Origin of the sequence: Halopenitus persicus (assembly GCF_900107205.1) — an archaeon.
GTDB classification, from domain to species: Archaea; Halobacteriota; Halobacteria; order Halobacteriales; family Haloferacaceae; genus Halopenitus; species Halopenitus persicus.
Genome location: NZ_FNPC01000006.1, coordinates 53,502 through 66,453 on the forward strand (window position 1 = coordinate 53,502; position 12,952 = coordinate 66,453).

The 12,952-nt window shown below is 69.1% G+C and carries 15 protein-coding genes; 11 read left to right on the forward strand and 4 right to left on the reverse strand.

What is annotated here, in order from left to right; all coding sequences use genetic code 11:
* The first annotated feature begins 422 nt into the window (after positions 1-422).
* The 5 genes from BLV25_RS17460 to BLV25_RS10825 all read left to right on the forward strand — a co-directional run bounded on the left by BLV25_RS17460 (position 423) and on the right by BLV25_RS10825 (position 4,246).
* Positions 423-572: a DUF7557 family protein gene (locus BLV25_RS17460; protein WP_021072725.1), complete on the forward strand. Its 150-nt coding sequence runs from the start codon at positions 423-425 to the stop codon at positions 570-572.
* A gap of 322 nt (positions 573-894) precedes the next feature.
* Entirely contained in the window at positions 895-1,281 is a 387-nt protein-coding gene (locus BLV25_RS10810) for an Hsp20/alpha crystallin family protein (RefSeq protein ID WP_092733451.1), read from the forward strand.
* 380 nt (positions 1,282-1,661) lie between these two features.
* Entirely contained in the window at positions 1,662-2,039 is a 378-nt protein-coding gene (locus tag BLV25_RS10815; protein WP_021072727.1) for a DUF5789 family protein, read from the forward strand.
* A gap of 4 nt (positions 2,040-2,043) precedes the next feature.
* Positions 2,044-3,384 (forward strand): erythromycin esterase family protein, encoded by a 1,341-nt coding sequence (locus BLV25_RS10820; protein WP_039400932.1) that lies wholly within the window; start codon positions 2,044-2,046, stop codon positions 3,382-3,384.
* A 229-nt stretch (positions 3,385-3,613) separates the two neighbouring features.
* A complete protein-coding gene (locus BLV25_RS10825) occupies positions 3,614-4,246 on the forward strand; it encodes an HAD family hydrolase (protein WP_021072729.1) in 633 nt (210 codons plus the stop codon).
* 37 nt (positions 4,247-4,283) lie between these two features.
* Here the strand turns inward: BLV25_RS10825 and BLV25_RS10830 are convergent, their stop codons facing one another.
* Together BLV25_RS10830 and BLV25_RS10835 are read right to left on the reverse strand one after the other, a co-directional pair.
* Complete coding sequence (locus BLV25_RS10830; protein ID WP_039400936.1) at positions 4,284-4,703, reverse strand: CBS domain-containing protein; 420 nt, start codon at positions 4,701-4,703, stop codon at positions 4,284-4,286.
* Between the two features lie 64 nt (positions 4,704-4,767).
* Positions 4,768-5,115, reverse strand: coding sequence for a hypothetical protein (locus BLV25_RS10835; protein ID WP_092733134.1), 348 nt, complete (start codon positions 5,113-5,115; stop codon positions 4,768-4,770).
* Positions 5,116-5,252: 137 nt separating this feature from the next.
* Between BLV25_RS10835 and BLV25_RS10840 the strand changes: the two genes are divergently transcribed.
* The 3 genes from BLV25_RS10840 to BLV25_RS10850 all read left to right on the forward strand — a co-directional run bounded on the left by BLV25_RS10840 (position 5,253) and on the right by BLV25_RS10850 (position 8,733).
* Positions 5,253-6,377, forward strand: coding sequence for a tRNA (guanine(26)-N(2))-dimethyltransferase (locus BLV25_RS10840; protein ID WP_092733137.1), 1,125 nt, complete (start codon positions 5,253-5,255; stop codon positions 6,375-6,377).
* Positions 6,378-6,460: 83 nt separating this feature from the next.
* Positions 6,461-7,726 carry a YihY/virulence factor BrkB family protein gene (locus BLV25_RS10845; RefSeq protein WP_092733140.1) on the forward strand — a complete coding sequence of 422 codons (1,266 nt, stop codon included), beginning with the start codon at positions 6,461-6,463 and terminating at the stop codon, positions 7,724-7,726.
* Complete coding sequence (locus tag BLV25_RS10850) at positions 7,726-8,733, forward strand: phosphatase PAP2 family protein (protein ID WP_092733143.1); 1,008 nt, start codon at positions 7,726-7,728, stop codon at positions 8,731-8,733. The genes BLV25_RS10845 and BLV25_RS10850 overlap by 1 nt, the downstream gene beginning before the upstream one ends.
* Here BLV25_RS10850 and BLV25_RS10855 read toward each other — a convergent pair.
* Positions 8,691-9,617, reverse strand: coding sequence for an RNA methyltransferase (locus tag BLV25_RS10855; RefSeq protein ID WP_092733146.1), 927 nt, complete (start codon positions 9,615-9,617; stop codon positions 8,691-8,693). The genes BLV25_RS10850 and BLV25_RS10855 overlap by 43 nt on opposite strands.
* The gene (locus tag BLV25_RS10860; protein ID WP_092733149.1) at positions 9,614-10,222 is read right to left on the reverse strand and encodes a hypothetical protein; all 609 of its coding nucleotides are present in this window, start codon (positions 10,220-10,222) and stop codon (positions 9,614-9,616) included. The genes BLV25_RS10855 and BLV25_RS10860 overlap by 4 nt, the downstream gene beginning before the upstream one ends.
* 164 nt (positions 10,223-10,386) lie before the next feature.
* Between BLV25_RS10860 and BLV25_RS10865 the strand changes: the two genes are divergently transcribed.
* From BLV25_RS10865 to BLV25_RS10875, 3 genes are all read left to right on the forward strand, one after another.
* Positions 10,387-11,613, forward strand: a complete 1,227-nt coding sequence (locus tag BLV25_RS10865) for a dihydropteroate synthase (protein WP_092733152.1) — start codon at positions 10,387-10,389, stop codon at positions 11,611-11,613.
* 186 nt (positions 11,614-11,799) lie between these two features.
* A complete protein-coding gene (locus tag BLV25_RS10870; RefSeq protein WP_039400941.1) occupies positions 11,800-12,495 on the forward strand; it encodes a 6-hydroxymethylpterin diphosphokinase MptE-like protein in 696 nt (231 codons plus the stop codon).
* Positions 12,496-12,655: 160 nt separating this feature from the next.
* Positions 12,656-12,946, forward strand: coding sequence for a 50S ribosomal protein L21e (locus tag BLV25_RS10875; RefSeq protein WP_021072739.1), 291 nt, complete (start codon positions 12,656-12,658; stop codon positions 12,944-12,946).
* Positions 12,947-12,952 lie beyond the last annotated feature (6 nt).

The following is a 12,952-nucleotide window of genomic DNA, read 5'->3' on the forward strand; positions in this document are numbered from 1 at the left end:
TCGCAACGGCCAAATCAACGAACGCGTCCCCGGTGTTTCATCGGGGAAGCTGCATACTATTAGCCTGCCGAGATACGCTCTAACGACGGGGAATACGGGTTATCCAAGGGATGAAATCGGGGTATTCCGATTAGATCGGCAACGCGTTGTCTAAACCCGGTCAAATCCCGATTTATAGGGCACGTGACAGTATTCGTCCTTGGTGGGGACGAGAGCCCGGGTTCAAATTCCGGCCTAGTCTTGGCGGAGCGACACTGTTTCCCTCCCCGTTTTACGCTTCTCTTATGGGAGAAACCAATGGTACTCAAGAACGCTCCGTTGTACTGTACGGACGCCCCGACCCGGTCTCGTGGTTCGTCCAGTCGTCAAGACGCCTTGAATAGCCCCTCATTTTAAGCGAAGCGTGTCGGGAAGAACGACCGATGTGTCCGACCATCAAGGTCAGCGAAGAAACCCTAAACGAGCTGGACTCCCACCGGGAGAACGGCGAGACCCACAACGAGGTCATTCGGGAGTTGGTGAGGATCTACGAGCAGCAGGGAGCGTTCACTCGGGAAGGGTACTCCGAGTGATTCCTCCCGCGACTGCAGTCGTGGATCGTCTCCTCGGATCCGCGTACCGGATCCGATGGCGATGCCGGTTCGATCGCGCTCGGCCCCGATGACGGCTCGGAACCGGCCGTCGAGTCGGTCCCCACCTCCCGTCGTTCGAGCAGACCGTTCCGGACCGTCCCGCGTGAACCGCCCCGGAGTCGAGCGGGCCGCGGGAGCTTCGCTCTCCCGTCATTGCCGGTGGATCTCCGGGTCGCCCGTCGTCGAACCGCGGCCGCAGCAGCGAGTTAGGCCCCCCATCTTTGGGAGCCTGCCGGGATGACGGAAGCGGGTGTCACAACCGATGCAACGAAACCCGCTGGACGAGTTCGAATCGTTGTTCTCGACGTTTGCAGGTGGCGGCCAAGCGGCCGTCGATATCGCCGAATCCGACGCGGCGTTCGTGATCCGGGTCGATCTGCCGGGCTACGACGAGGACGACATCGACGTTCGGTTGACCGACCATACGCTCCACGTCCACGCCGAACGGGAAGCCGAATCCGAAAGCGAGGACGGGGAGGCGTACATCCGACGCGAGCGCAGCCACCGTGCCATCTCGCGGACGATCGAGCTCCCGGAGACGATCGACGAGGACGCCGTCAGCGCGACCTACGAGGACGGCGTGCTGGAGATCACCCTTCAAAAGGAGGCGGAATCGAAAACCGAGGACCGGACGATCCCGATCGCCTGATCGGTCGACACCGGAACGGGCCCTTGCGACCGACGTCATTGTTTCGAAACCGTCGACCCGAGTCGCTCGCCGGAGGGACGGCCAGGGAACGGTTCGATCGAAGACATTAGGTTCGGAATTGATTGTGGAACGCGGCCACGCCACTACGTGCGGGTCGCGAAGCGCCGTTCGCGGCCCGGACTTCGGAAACCCATTGACAGCCCTCGCGGCGGCTTCCGTTCGCCGCCGCTCGCCCCGACCGTCCCACGCCGGGGCGGCTTTCTCTCGTCGTGGCGCCGACGATCCGAGGCCGAAAAGCCATCCGCGGTCGCCCATGCTCCGGAACGGAGGGTAACGTTGCTAGGCCGTGTCTTTTTGCCGGGCGTCCCGGGAGTCCCCCTATGGACGAACCGGAGCGGGACCGTCCCGTCCCCGTCGACCACGAGGAATCGCGTTCCGAGCACGTCGAGTCGATCCTGGCGGAGACCGAGTGTCTCGCGGACGAGGCCCACAAGTATCCGATGCGGCGCGAGGAGTTGGCGACGGAATACGCGGACCACATGATGGACCTGCCCAACGAGACGGAGTCGCTCGGCAGCGTCTTCGACCGGCTCGTCGACGAGCAGTACGACAGCCCGATGGAAGCCCGCGAGGCCGTATACAACGAACTCACCGGCGAGGAAGCCGACCTGCGCGAGTACAACGACGAACGCCCGCTCGAGCCGCTCGCGAGTGACACGCAGGCGGTCGAGTCCCTGGACGAGGAGCAGGGTGGGTGAGACGATGGCACAGATCGATCCGCGTGGGTCGTTCCGTAGTCATCCGGAGGTCGAGCCCGCCGTCGAGTCGGTGAACAGACACGCTCGCGCGGTGAACGATCCCCGTGATCTCGACGCCCTCGTCGACCGGCTTGCCGATGCCGACTGCGTGCTTCTCGGCGAAGCCTCCCACGGCACCTCGGAATACTACCGCTGGCGGGCACAGATCACGGCGAAGCTGCTGCGCGATCACGGCTTCTCCTTCGTCGCGGTCGAGGGCGACTGGACGAGCTGTTACGAACTCAACCGCTACGTCAAGGATCTGCCCGACTCCCACGACGGGGCGCGCGAGGCGCTCGAGGCCTTCGACCGCTGGCCCACCTGGATGTGGGCCAACTGGGAGATGGCGGGCTTCTTCCAGTGGCTCCGAACGCACAACGACGGACTCCCCGAGGACGAGCAAGCCGGATTCTACGGCCTGGACGTGTACGGCCTCTATGAGTCGCTGCAGGCGGTCGTCGACTACCTCGAGGACGTCGATCCCGATGCCGCCGCGAACGCCCGCGAGGCCTACCGGTGTTTCGAACCGTACGGCGAGGACGCACAGCGATACGCCCGGTCCCTCCGGTTGGTTCCCGAGTCCTGCCAGGAGGAAGTCGTCGCGGTGCTCGAGGAGTTGCGTCGGAACGCGCCGGAATACGCCGGGATGGCCGGCGACGACGCGTTCAGCGCCGAGCAGAACGCGCTGGTCGCGCGGAACGCCGAGGCCTACTACCGAGCGATGGTCGACGGGAACGAGGACTCCTGGAACGTACGCGATCGGCACATGACCCGAACGCTGAACCGGCTGCTCGACCAGCACGGCCCGAACGCCTCGGGGATCGTCTGGGCACACAACACGCACGTCGGCGACGCGCGCGCGACCGATATGCCACGGCACGGTCGCGTCAACGTCGGCCAGCTCGCCCGCGAACAGGACACCATCGGCGACGTCGAGATCGTCGGGTTCGGCTCGACCGTCGGCGAGGTCATCGCGAGCGACGCTTGGGGAGCGGATATGCGGACGATGGACGTTCCGCGGGCCGAGACGAACAGTTACGAGGACGTCTTCCGCCGGGCGGATCCGGAGAACGCCCTGCTGTTCAGCGATGACGTGCCCGACGGTGACCCGCTCGAGAACGCGCGCGGACATCGCGCGATCGGGGTCGTCTACCATCCGCAACACGAATCCGGGAACTACGTGCCGACGGTCCTGCCCGACCGCTACGACGCGGTCGTCCACATCGACGAGACGACGGCGCTCCACCCGGTCGAGCTCCACCCCGAGCGCGAACGCGTTCCCGAACTGTACCCCTCCGGGCTCTGAGGGTGTGTTCTTCGGGCACTCAAGGTGTGTTCTTCGGGCACTCAAGGTGTGTTCTTCGGGCACTCAAGGTGTGTTCTCCGGACTCTCGAGGTTCGTTCCGTCGGGGTCCGAGGGGTGTGCGTCCAGTTTTCAGGAATCCATCGGCTGACCGTCCGTCGTCCCTGCGGCGTCCGGCGGATGAAGATGATTGGGTGGGTGACTTTTCCCCTCCGGGCGGAATCGCCGCGCAATGCTCGTCGCATTCGACTTCGACGGTGCGCTGGCGGTTTCGGACCCGTTCGTCCAGCTCGGCGAACGGCACGGCACGGGAAACGACATCGCCGCCCTCCTCGACCGGATGCAGGCCGGTGACGTCGAGTACGAGGACGGGTTGCGATCGGTCGCCAGCCGCCTCGAGGGGCTCCCGACGGAGGCCGTCGACGAGGCGTGCACCGATCTCCAGCGTCGTGCCGGGGCCACCGACCTCCTCGATGGGCTCCATCGCGCCGGTCACCACGTCGCCATCATCAGCGATGCCCCGGAGGTCGCGATCCGCTCGTGTTTCGAACCCGGCACCTTCGCCGCTGACGCGGTCGTCGGGACGCGTCTCCCGACCGAGAACGGCGCCCTCACGGGCGACATCGAGGGGCCACTCGTCGGGCAGGGCAAGGACGCGGTACTGAAGGAGATCGTTGCCCGGGCGGGCAAGGACATGACCGAGACCATCGCGGTCGGTGACGACCGGCGCGACCTGCCGATGCTCCAGGCAGCGGCGACGGGCATCGGCGTCGATCCCGACCCGATCGTCGCCGACCACTGCGATCGCGTCGTGCCCACGATTAGCCGTCTGGAACGACAGTTCGAGAAACACAACGTGGTCTAGGGGTTTCGACCCCCGGGACCAGCGTCCACGCCGTTTCCTACGGCGAGTATTCGGGCGACTGGGCTTCGATCACTTCGGCGACGTCCTCCAGCTCCTCGCCCGCCGTCGCGACGACGTCGTCGAGCGTGGCGACGCCGGTGAGTTTTCCGTCATCGACGACGGGAACCCGGCGGACGTGCGTCTCCGCCATCTTCTTCGGCAACTCGACCGCTTCGGCGTCGCCCTCGATGGTGACCGGGTCCTCGGTCATGACGTCGCGTGCTTCCAGTCCCGAGACGTCCCGCTGGTCCGCGATCGCCATCGCGAGGTCCCTGTCGGTGACGACCCCGACGGGTCGCCCCATCTCCTCGACGATGACGCTGCCGACGCCCTCGTCCCTGAGGCGTTCCGCGATGCGGGTGGCTGGTGTGTCCGGCTCTGCGACGACTGGCTCGACCGCGAGATGTTTCACTGGCATCGGTCCGTCACTCGCTTTCGGAGAGTGAGTGTTAAAGAGGAAGCCTAAGTGGAGGACCGGCACGTCACAGGAACTCCCGAACCTCCGAGTACCACATATCGTGGTGCTCGACCGCGTCGATCCGGTCGGCGATCTCGACGGCGAGGACGTGCCAACAGCGCTGGTCGGGGTCGTCCTCGTCGAGGTTGTACGTCGAGTCCGCACACGTGCAGCCGCCGTCCTCGATCACGTACTCGTCCTCGTGGCCGACGACGACGGTGAAATCCCGGTAGCGTTTGACCCGCCCCTCGCCGACGGCCTCGATCGCGCGCTTGCCGCGGTCGCCGTGGGCGTCGACGATCGCCGCGGTCGCGGGACCGGTGAGCTCGCCCGCCGCCGCGAGCGCCGCGTGCCAGTCGTCGGCCGGGTCCATACCCCCGCGTTCAGGAGGCACCGGCAAAACGGCGTCGGTGCGTGGGGCGTCACGGCGGCGTCAACGGCGATCACGTCGGGAAAGCGCCCCACCTCCGGAACGGCCGCTTTTTACCGGCCGTCGCCGAACGGGGCGGTATGGAACGCGAGGAGGGCGGGATCGTCATCGAGGTCCCGGAGTCACGCGACGGCGCGAGCGAGGGCACCGGCGACGACGTCTTCTTCAACCCGACCCAGGAGCTGAATCGGGACGTCACCGTCGCCGTCCTGCGCGCCTACCGCGACCGGGAGCCGCGGGCGGCATCGTATCTGGACGCGATGGCGGCCTCGGGGATCCGCGGCGTGCGCGCCGCCGCCGAGGGATACGACGTCACCTGCACCGACACCGACGCCGACGCCGTCGCGTTAGCCCGGTCGAACCTCGAGCGGAACGACCTCGCCGGGGAGGTCCGCCAACAGGGGTGTAACGTCGCGATGCACGAGGGGCTCTTCGACGTGGTCGATCTGGACCCGTACGGGACGCCGATCCCCTTCGCGGACGCCGCCTTCGCCAACGCCCGAAACCTGGTGTGCGTCACCGCGACCGACACGGCGCCGCTGTGTGGCGCCCACCAGCGATCGGGGATCCGCAAGTACGGGGCGGTCCCGCAGAACACCGAGTACCACCCCGAGATGGGGCTCCGGACGCTGCTGTCCGCGCTCGTGCGGACGGCGGCGCGCTACGACGTCGCCGCGACCCCGATCTGCTCGCACGTCTCCCGGCACTACGTGCGCACCTATCTCGAGCTCGACGGCGGCGCGCAGGCCGCGGACGACCGGATCGACGAGCTCGGGTTCGTGTACCACTGTGAGGACTGCCTGTACCGGTCGCACGAATACGGACTGATCCCCTCGGCCGACCGGCCGGATCGGTGTCCGCGATGCGACTCGAACCGGCTGCTCGTCGCCGGCCCGATCTGGCTCGGGGCGGTCGCCGAGCCGGACTTCGTCCGCGCGGTCGGGGACGCGATCGACGACGGGATGGGCGAGGCCGCGCGGGCGCGGCGGCTCCTCGAACGCGTCGCGACGGAGCTGGACACGCCGACCCACTACGACCAGCACCGGCTCTACAAGCAGTGGGGCGAGCCCGCGATCGGGATGGACGAGTTCGTCGACCGGCTCCGGGCGGCCGGCCACGAGGCGACGCGGGCCCACTACCACGGAACGGCGTTCAAGACGCCGGCGACGATCCCGGAGATCCGCGAGGCGGTCATCGAGGAGTGACGGCGTCCGGACCCTCGTCGTTCCAGGCCCTTCCGTTTCCCCGGATCCCCTCGTTTTTGTAGGCTACGGCCGAATCGATCGGCGTGTACGCCACGGTGTCACCCCACGTCGAGACCGCGAGGCGGATCGTCGCCGTCGTCCGCGACCGGGACGTCACGTTCCTGGCGGCCAGCGTCGCGTACTACGCGTTCATCTCCCTGGTCCCCTCCTTGCTCCTGCTGGTCGCGGTCGCGAGCGCGGTCCTCGGCGACGCGTTCGCGACGATCGTGCTGGCGGAAAGCAGGGCGTTCCTCACCCCGGCCGGTCAGGAGACCGTCGCGACCGCGATCGCCTCCGCGGAGGGACGGACGGGGGCGACCCTCCTCGGCGCGGTCGTGTTGGGCTGGTCGACGCTGAAGGTGTTCCGCGGACTCGACACCGCGTTCCAGGCGGCATACGGGATCACGGAACCGTCGACGTTGGTCGGCGAGCTCTCGGACGCGGCGGTCGTGGCCGTCGGGATCGGGACGGGGATCGTGTCGATGATCGTCATCGGGACGCTGGTGGCGGGCAGCGAGATCCTCCCCGCGATCGCGGACGTCCCCGGCGTCGAGGTCGTCGGACTGCTCGTGCTGCCCGTCGTGCTCGTGGTCGTCTTCCTGCCGATGTACTACGTGCTCCCGAACCGCCCGATGTCCGTCCGGGAGGCGATCCCCGGGACCTTCCTCGCCGCTGCGGGCTGGACGGTTCTCCAGGTGGGGTTTCAGGCCTACGCCGCCACCGCCGGCCAGTACCAGGTCTACGGCGTCCTCGGCGGCATCCTCCTGCTCGTGACGTGGCTCTACCTCGCCGCGATCGTCGTGATCGTCGGCGCGGTGGCCAACGCGGTGATCGCGGACCGGCAACTCCAAGGGGACCCCGGTCGACCGACCGATATGGGCGACCGCGAGGACACCGAGGCGCGCGCCACGAGCGACGACGAGACCCCACGGGGGGCCCCCGACGTCGCCGCGCTCGAGGCCGAGGTCCGTCGGCTTCGAGCCGACCTCGACGAGTTCGAGGACGACGTCGAGCGGCGAACCGTCGACCGACCCCGACTCGAGACCGAGCTGAAGACGTACGTCCGCAAGCGAATGCGGCGCGGACACGCGCGCGGCTGGGGACCGTATCTCGTGTTGCTGTACGGAACCGTCCTGACGCTCGGCGCCTTCCGGTACCTCGAGGGGGGCTACGCGATCGGGGCGATGCTGATCCTCGGCCTCTCGACGCTCGGCCTGTACACCCTGTTCGTCCTCGTCGGAGTCGGGCTCAACGTGCTCGAGGCGCCGGGCAAGGCGGTCGACTACGTCCGGAACCGCGGCGACGACTGATGACCCGCGGGATCGGCGAATCGGCGATCGTCGAGGCGCTGCCGGACGCCGTGGTCGTTGCGGGCGCCGCCGTGACCACGCTCGGCGACACCGCGTTCGTCTTCGTGCTCCTCCTCGCGGCCTACTGGTTTCTCCCGGCACGGGCGGCAACCGAGCCACGGCGCGCGGCCGCGACCCTGATCGCGACCGTCACCGGCGCGCTCGCCGTGCTCACGCTGTTGAAGGTCGGATTCGGACTTCCGCGACCGCCGGCTGCAGCCGCTCCGGCGACCGCACCCGACTGGCTGCCGGCGCTCCTCGAACCGTGGTTCGCGGACGCGACCGCGGCCGACGGCTTCGGGTTCCCGAGCGGCCACGCGACGGGCGGGGCGGTGACGTATCTCGGACTCGCCGCCGTGCTGGACCGGCTCGGCGCCCCGCGCCGCCGGCTGGCGCTCGGCGCGACCGGGGCCGCGGCGGTGGCGCTCTCGCGCGTCGTGATCGAGGTGCACTACGTGGTCGACATCGTCGCCGGCGCGGTCCTCGGAACGACGCTTCTCGTCGGGGGCGTCGCGCTGGCTCGAGGGCGCCTCGACGGAGTCGTTCGACTCGGCGGACTGGACGGGACGATTCGCGACCGAATTGCCCGGGAGCGACGGCGTCTCGACCCCACGCGGCCGTTCGTCGCGGCGGCCGTCGTCGCCCTACTCGGGGTCGCCGTCGCGGTCGAGGCCCGCGATCCGGGAAGCGTCGTCGACGCGAGCGCGGCCCTGGGAACCGCGCTCGGCGGCGCCGCGGGGTGGCGTCTCTGTGACGGCACGGAACCGCCGGTGTGGGCGCCGGTCGGGCTGACGGCGGCCGCGGTCGCGGGACCGCTCTGGGTGCTCGCGCTCGCGGACGTCGTCCATCCGGTCGTCGGCGCCCTGCTGGCGTTCGTGGCGACCGCGATCATCCTCGCGACGCCGCGGCTTTCGGTCCGCGTCGATCACCGGCGCGAGGCGTCCTCGTCGTACAGCGACTCGCCGTAGGTCTCCGCGAGCTCGTCGGCGAACTCCAGCTTGTCGGTGGCCTTCCGGAAGACGCCAAGCAGCGTGTGAACCTCCCGGTCGGTCGGGTGTGCGCGACCCAGCAGCCGGCGGAACAGCGTCTCGCATCTGTCCCGACGGTACTCGCGGTGGTCGGCGTGGTCGAGGAACCGCTCGAAGTAGTCGTGGAGCCGCTCGATGTCGGCCTCGGAGGCGCGCTCGAGCTCGACGTCGGGCAGCTGATACTCGTCGACGGTCAGCTCGCGGAGCTCGTACAGGAGGACGGTCGCGGCCTGTCCGAGGTTGAGAACCGGATAGTCCTCGTCGGCCGGGATCGAGCACACCTCGTCGAGCTGCCGGAGCTCGTCGTTATCGAGCCCGGTCCCCTCGCGGCCGAACACGAGCGCGGTCCGCGTCTCGACGGTGCGCAGCGACTCCCGCAGCTCGACGGGCGTCGAGTAGGGGAACCGGACGTGGCGCCGGGCGTCCTCGCCGGTGATCGCCGTGCAGCCGACGGTATGGTAGGTCTCGACGACCTCCTCGAAGGTGACCGTCTCGGCGTTCGGAAGGACGTCCTCCCGGGCGTGACCCGCGAAGCCGTAGGCCTCGCCGTCGGGCTCGAGCTCGGGCGGGTCGACGAGCTTGAGATCCGTGAGCCCGAAGTTCTTCATCGCGCGGGCGATCGTGCCGACGTTCCCGGGCGTCTCGGGTTCCACGACGACCACGACGGGATCGGTCGATCGGGGGCCGGACCCGGATTCGAAATCGGAGCTGGACCCGGGTTCGGAGTCGAATTCGGATCCGGATCCGGGGCCGTATCCGGGATCGCCCGACGTATCGGGGTCATCCGACGTATCGGGGTCGACCGGCGGGCTTCCGTCGGTCATCGGTCCGCGCTCGGATACTCCGTCGAGAGGTCGACGTCGGCGTCCGAGACCTCATCGGGCGAGAGCCGGTCGTCCGGGTCGAGATCGTCGTCCCCGTCGCCGTCCGACGCGTACGACCGGATGTCGATCCGCCGGCCCTCGAAGTCGGCCTCGAGCCGTTCCTGCACCTCCTGCTGTCCCGGCGGGTCCGGAAGGGCCTCCGGGTTCGATTCGACGTGCTCGAGGCCGCCGTATCCCTCCGGGGCGCGGTTGCCGGCCGCGTACCACTCGTGGAACCGGTCGGCGAACGTCTCCTCGCCCTTGTGCTCGCTGCCGCCGTCCTCACGGAACCAGTAGAGGAAGTCCGCCTCGTGGTCGTCACACAGCAGGAGCTCCCCCATCGGTTCGCCGTAGACGATCGTCGCCTGGTTCGCGCGGTACAGCTCCTCCTCGCCGTACTCGAGGTAGCACGCGTCACACGGTTCCTCGACCAGCTTCGTCAGCCGCACGAGCTGTTCGCGAGGCTCCTCCGGAATCTCGTCGAGCGGCTTGAACTCGCCGTCCGCGTCGAAGATCTCGGACTCCTCGAAGCGCCATCCGCGAAGCCCGACGCTCACCTTTCCCATATCCACGTCTCGGCGGCGCGGGAGTATAAGCGCGTTCTTCGCGGGGTCGGCCGTGGGCCCCACTATCTCCCCGGGGTCGACCGTGGGCCTCCTCCCGTCCGATGCCGGGCTCGCCCGCATCCGGTTCCGGACCGCCTATGGTGCTCGCGGCCGTGCCGATCCGTATGCGAACTGTGGACGCCGCAGGACTCGAGATCGGCGACGGGCGGCCGCCGCGGATCATGGGCGTGCTCAACGTCTCGGCGGAGTCGCCCTACGACCCGAGCGTGTTCGACGACCCGGGGGAGGCAGCTGAGTACGTCGATTCGGAGTTGGTGGACGAGGGAGCGGACGTCGTCGACGTCGGGCTCGAGTCGGCGAACAAGCGGTTCGACGTCCTCACGGCCGACCAGGAGCTCGACCGCCTCGAGACGGCCCTCGAGGCGATGGCGTCGACGTCGGGCGACGCCGTCTGGTCGATCGAGACGCGCTACCACGAGGTCGCCGACGAGGCGCTCCGGCGCGGGTTCGACATGGTCAACGATATCTGCGGGTTCGCGGATCCCGAGATGCCGGCCGTCTGTGCGTCACACGACGCCGCCGTCGTGAAGATGGCCTCGCCGCCGGACCTCGAGCGTCCCGGCGCGATCCCCGACGTCGACGGGATCTACGAGGCGCTGGCGCGGAACGGCTTCACGGAGAAGACGATCATCGACCCCGCCTTCGGCGGGTGGACCGAGGAGAAGACGCTCGCCGACGACCGGGAGACCTTCCGCCGGCTCCGGGAGTTCCGGGGGTACGGGCGGCCGCTGCTGGTTTCGATCAACCGGAAGAACTTCCTCCGGGACATCCCCGGCCGCGACACCGAGGCTGCGCTGCCGGCGTCGCTGGCGGCCACCTCGATGGCGGTCGAGCGCGGCGCCCACGTGATCCGGACCCACGACGTGGCCGAGACCCGCGATGCCGCGCTCATCGGCGCCGAATTCGCCCGGGAGCGGTACCGCGAGACGGTCGACGGGGTCGGGATCGAGGAGCTCGACGTGACGACCCCGCGCGAGGCGACGCGGCATCTCGACCGGCTGGATGCGACCGCGACGCTCGCCGACGAGAGCGTCGTTCGGGTTCTCGAGCTGACGGGGCTCGACGGCGAGCAGGCTCGGACGCTCCGGTCGGCGACGGAGGAAACGGCCGCGGCGTTCGCCCTGGCTGGCTCCGCGACCGCGGGCACGGAGGCGGAGGCGACGGCGACCGACGGGTCCGGGCGGACGCCGACGCATGGGCTCCTGCTCGGAACCCCGGCCGCGCTCGGCCGCGTTCACGAGCGCGTCGCGGACGACGGATCGCCGCGCGAGGACGCTCCGCTCGGGAACGCGATCGGACGGCTGATCGACCGGACGGGATGGGAAAAGTAAGAGAAAGTTTATGCCATCGGATGGAAAACGGTTCGACCGGACGCCGAAGGGGCACGTGGATAGGGGCGTACTGTGCCACTTCGGCCCACACTATTACCGACCCCGAGCCGCGGCACCCTCGATCGCGACTGCCATCGCGAACCGATCAAAGCTCCCGAAACCGCCGCGGATCGACGGGTGGACCGAATGAACTTCGAGACGTGGGAGCCGGCCTACGAGGCGATCCTGGCTGACTTCGGGTTCGACCGGGCCGCCGACGAGCGCGCACGCGACGTCGCCGCGACGCTCGCGACCCCGTTCCCGACTGGCCGGCTCTCCGTCCTTGCGGACGCGACCGTGGCGATCGCGGGGGCCGGCCCGTCGCTGTCCGACGCCGACGCCCTCGACCGGGCCGCCGACGCGGACGCCGTCGTCGCCGCGTCCACCGCGGTCGACGTCCTCGCCGAGGCGGGGATCGCGGTCGACGTGATGGTCACCGACCTCGATAAGAATCCCGGGACGGCGATGCGGCTGAGCGAGGCGGGAACGCCGGTCGCCGCGCACGCACACGGGGACAACGTCTCGGCGGTCCGGGAGTGGTTCCCGCGGTTCGAGGCCGAGCACGTGCTCGCGACCACGCAAGCCGCGCCGTGCGGTCCGGTGGTCAACGTCGGCGGGTTCACCGACGGCGACCGGGCGGCGTTCCTCGCGGACCACGCCGGCGCCGCGGCGCTGCGCTTCGTCGGGTGGGACTTCGCCGACCCGACCGTGAGCGGGACGAAGGCGCGCAAACTCGAGTGGGCGGCCCGCCTGTTGCACTGGCTCGAGCGGCGGCGCGGCGAGCGGTTCGAGATCCTGGACGGGCGACGATCGGAGCTCTCCATCCCGTGGGCGACCGATTGACCGGGGGAGGCAGGCCGTACGACGGGGAAGACGTTCCACATCGCCCGTGAACGCCACGTCGCCCGTGACCCGTGAACGCCACATCGCCTGTGAGCGCCTCCCGAGCGCGGCGCGTAACGCACCATTTATAACCGCGCCGGCGGTAGACCGTCCCACGACTATGCCGAGTTCCAACGGGCCCAACAAAGCGACGCGCAACAAGCTCTCGAACACGCCGCGCGAGCGCGGGACCTCCCCGCCGCAGCGAGCGATCCAGGAGTACGAGCCGGGCCAGAAGGTCCACCTCAAGATCGACCCGAGCGTCCGGTCGGGCCGCTTCCACCCCCGGTTCGACGGCCACACCGGGACCGTCACCGGCAAGCAGGGCTCGGCGTTCACCGTCGAGATCACCGACGGCGGCAAGGAGAAGACGCTCATCGTCTCGGCCGCCCACCTGCGCGCACAGAACTGAGAGCGC

Excerpts from the sequence above, each read along its gene's own strand:
- BLV25_RS10850 (WP_092733143.1), top strand. The coding sequence starts at position 7,726 with ATGACCCGCGGGATCGGCGAATCGGCGATCGTCGAGGCGCTGCCGGAC.
- BLV25_RS10840 (WP_092733137.1), top strand. The coding sequence starts at position 5,253 with ATGGAACGCGAGGAGGGCGGGATCGTCATCGAGGTCCCGGAGTCACGC.
- BLV25_RS10815 (WP_021072727.1), top strand. The coding sequence starts at position 1,662 with ATGGACGAACCGGAGCGGGACCGTCCCGTCCCCGTCGACCACGAGGAA.
- BLV25_RS10870 (WP_039400941.1), top strand. The coding sequence starts at position 11,800 with ATGAACTTCGAGACGTGGGAGCCGGCCTACGAGGCGATCCTGGCTGAC.
- BLV25_RS10825 (WP_021072729.1), top strand. The coding sequence starts at position 3,614 with ATGCTCGTCGCATTCGACTTCGACGGTGCGCTGGCGGTTTCGGACCCG.
- BLV25_RS10855 (WP_092733146.1), bottom strand. The coding sequence starts at position 9,617 with ATGACCGACGGAAGCCCGCCGGTCGACCCCGATACGTCGGATGACCCC.
- BLV25_RS10860 (WP_092733149.1), bottom strand. The coding sequence starts at position 10,222 with ATGGGAAAGGTGAGCGTCGGGCTTCGCGGATGGCGCTTCGAGGAGTCC.
- BLV25_RS10835 (WP_092733134.1), bottom strand. The coding sequence starts at position 5,115 with ATGGACCCGGCCGACGACTGGCACGCGGCGCTCGCGGCGGCGGGCGAG.
- BLV25_RS10875 (WP_021072739.1), top strand. The coding sequence starts at position 12,656 with ATGCCGAGTTCCAACGGGCCCAACAAAGCGACGCGCAACAAGCTCTCG.
- BLV25_RS10810 (WP_092733451.1), top strand. The coding sequence starts at position 895 with ATGCAACGAAACCCGCTGGACGAGTTCGAATCGTTGTTCTCGACGTTT.
- BLV25_RS10865 (WP_092733152.1), top strand. The coding sequence starts at position 10,387 with ATGCGAACTGTGGACGCCGCAGGACTCGAGATCGGCGACGGGCGGCCG.
- BLV25_RS10830 (WP_039400936.1), bottom strand. The coding sequence starts at position 4,703 with ATGCCAGTGAAACATCTCGCGGTCGAGCCAGTCGTCGCAGAGCCGGAC.
- BLV25_RS10820 (WP_039400932.1), top strand. The coding sequence starts at position 2,044 with ATGGCACAGATCGATCCGCGTGGGTCGTTCCGTAGTCATCCGGAGGTC.
- BLV25_RS17460 (WP_021072725.1), top strand. The coding sequence starts at position 423 with ATGTGTCCGACCATCAAGGTCAGCGAAGAAACCCTAAACGAGCTGGAC.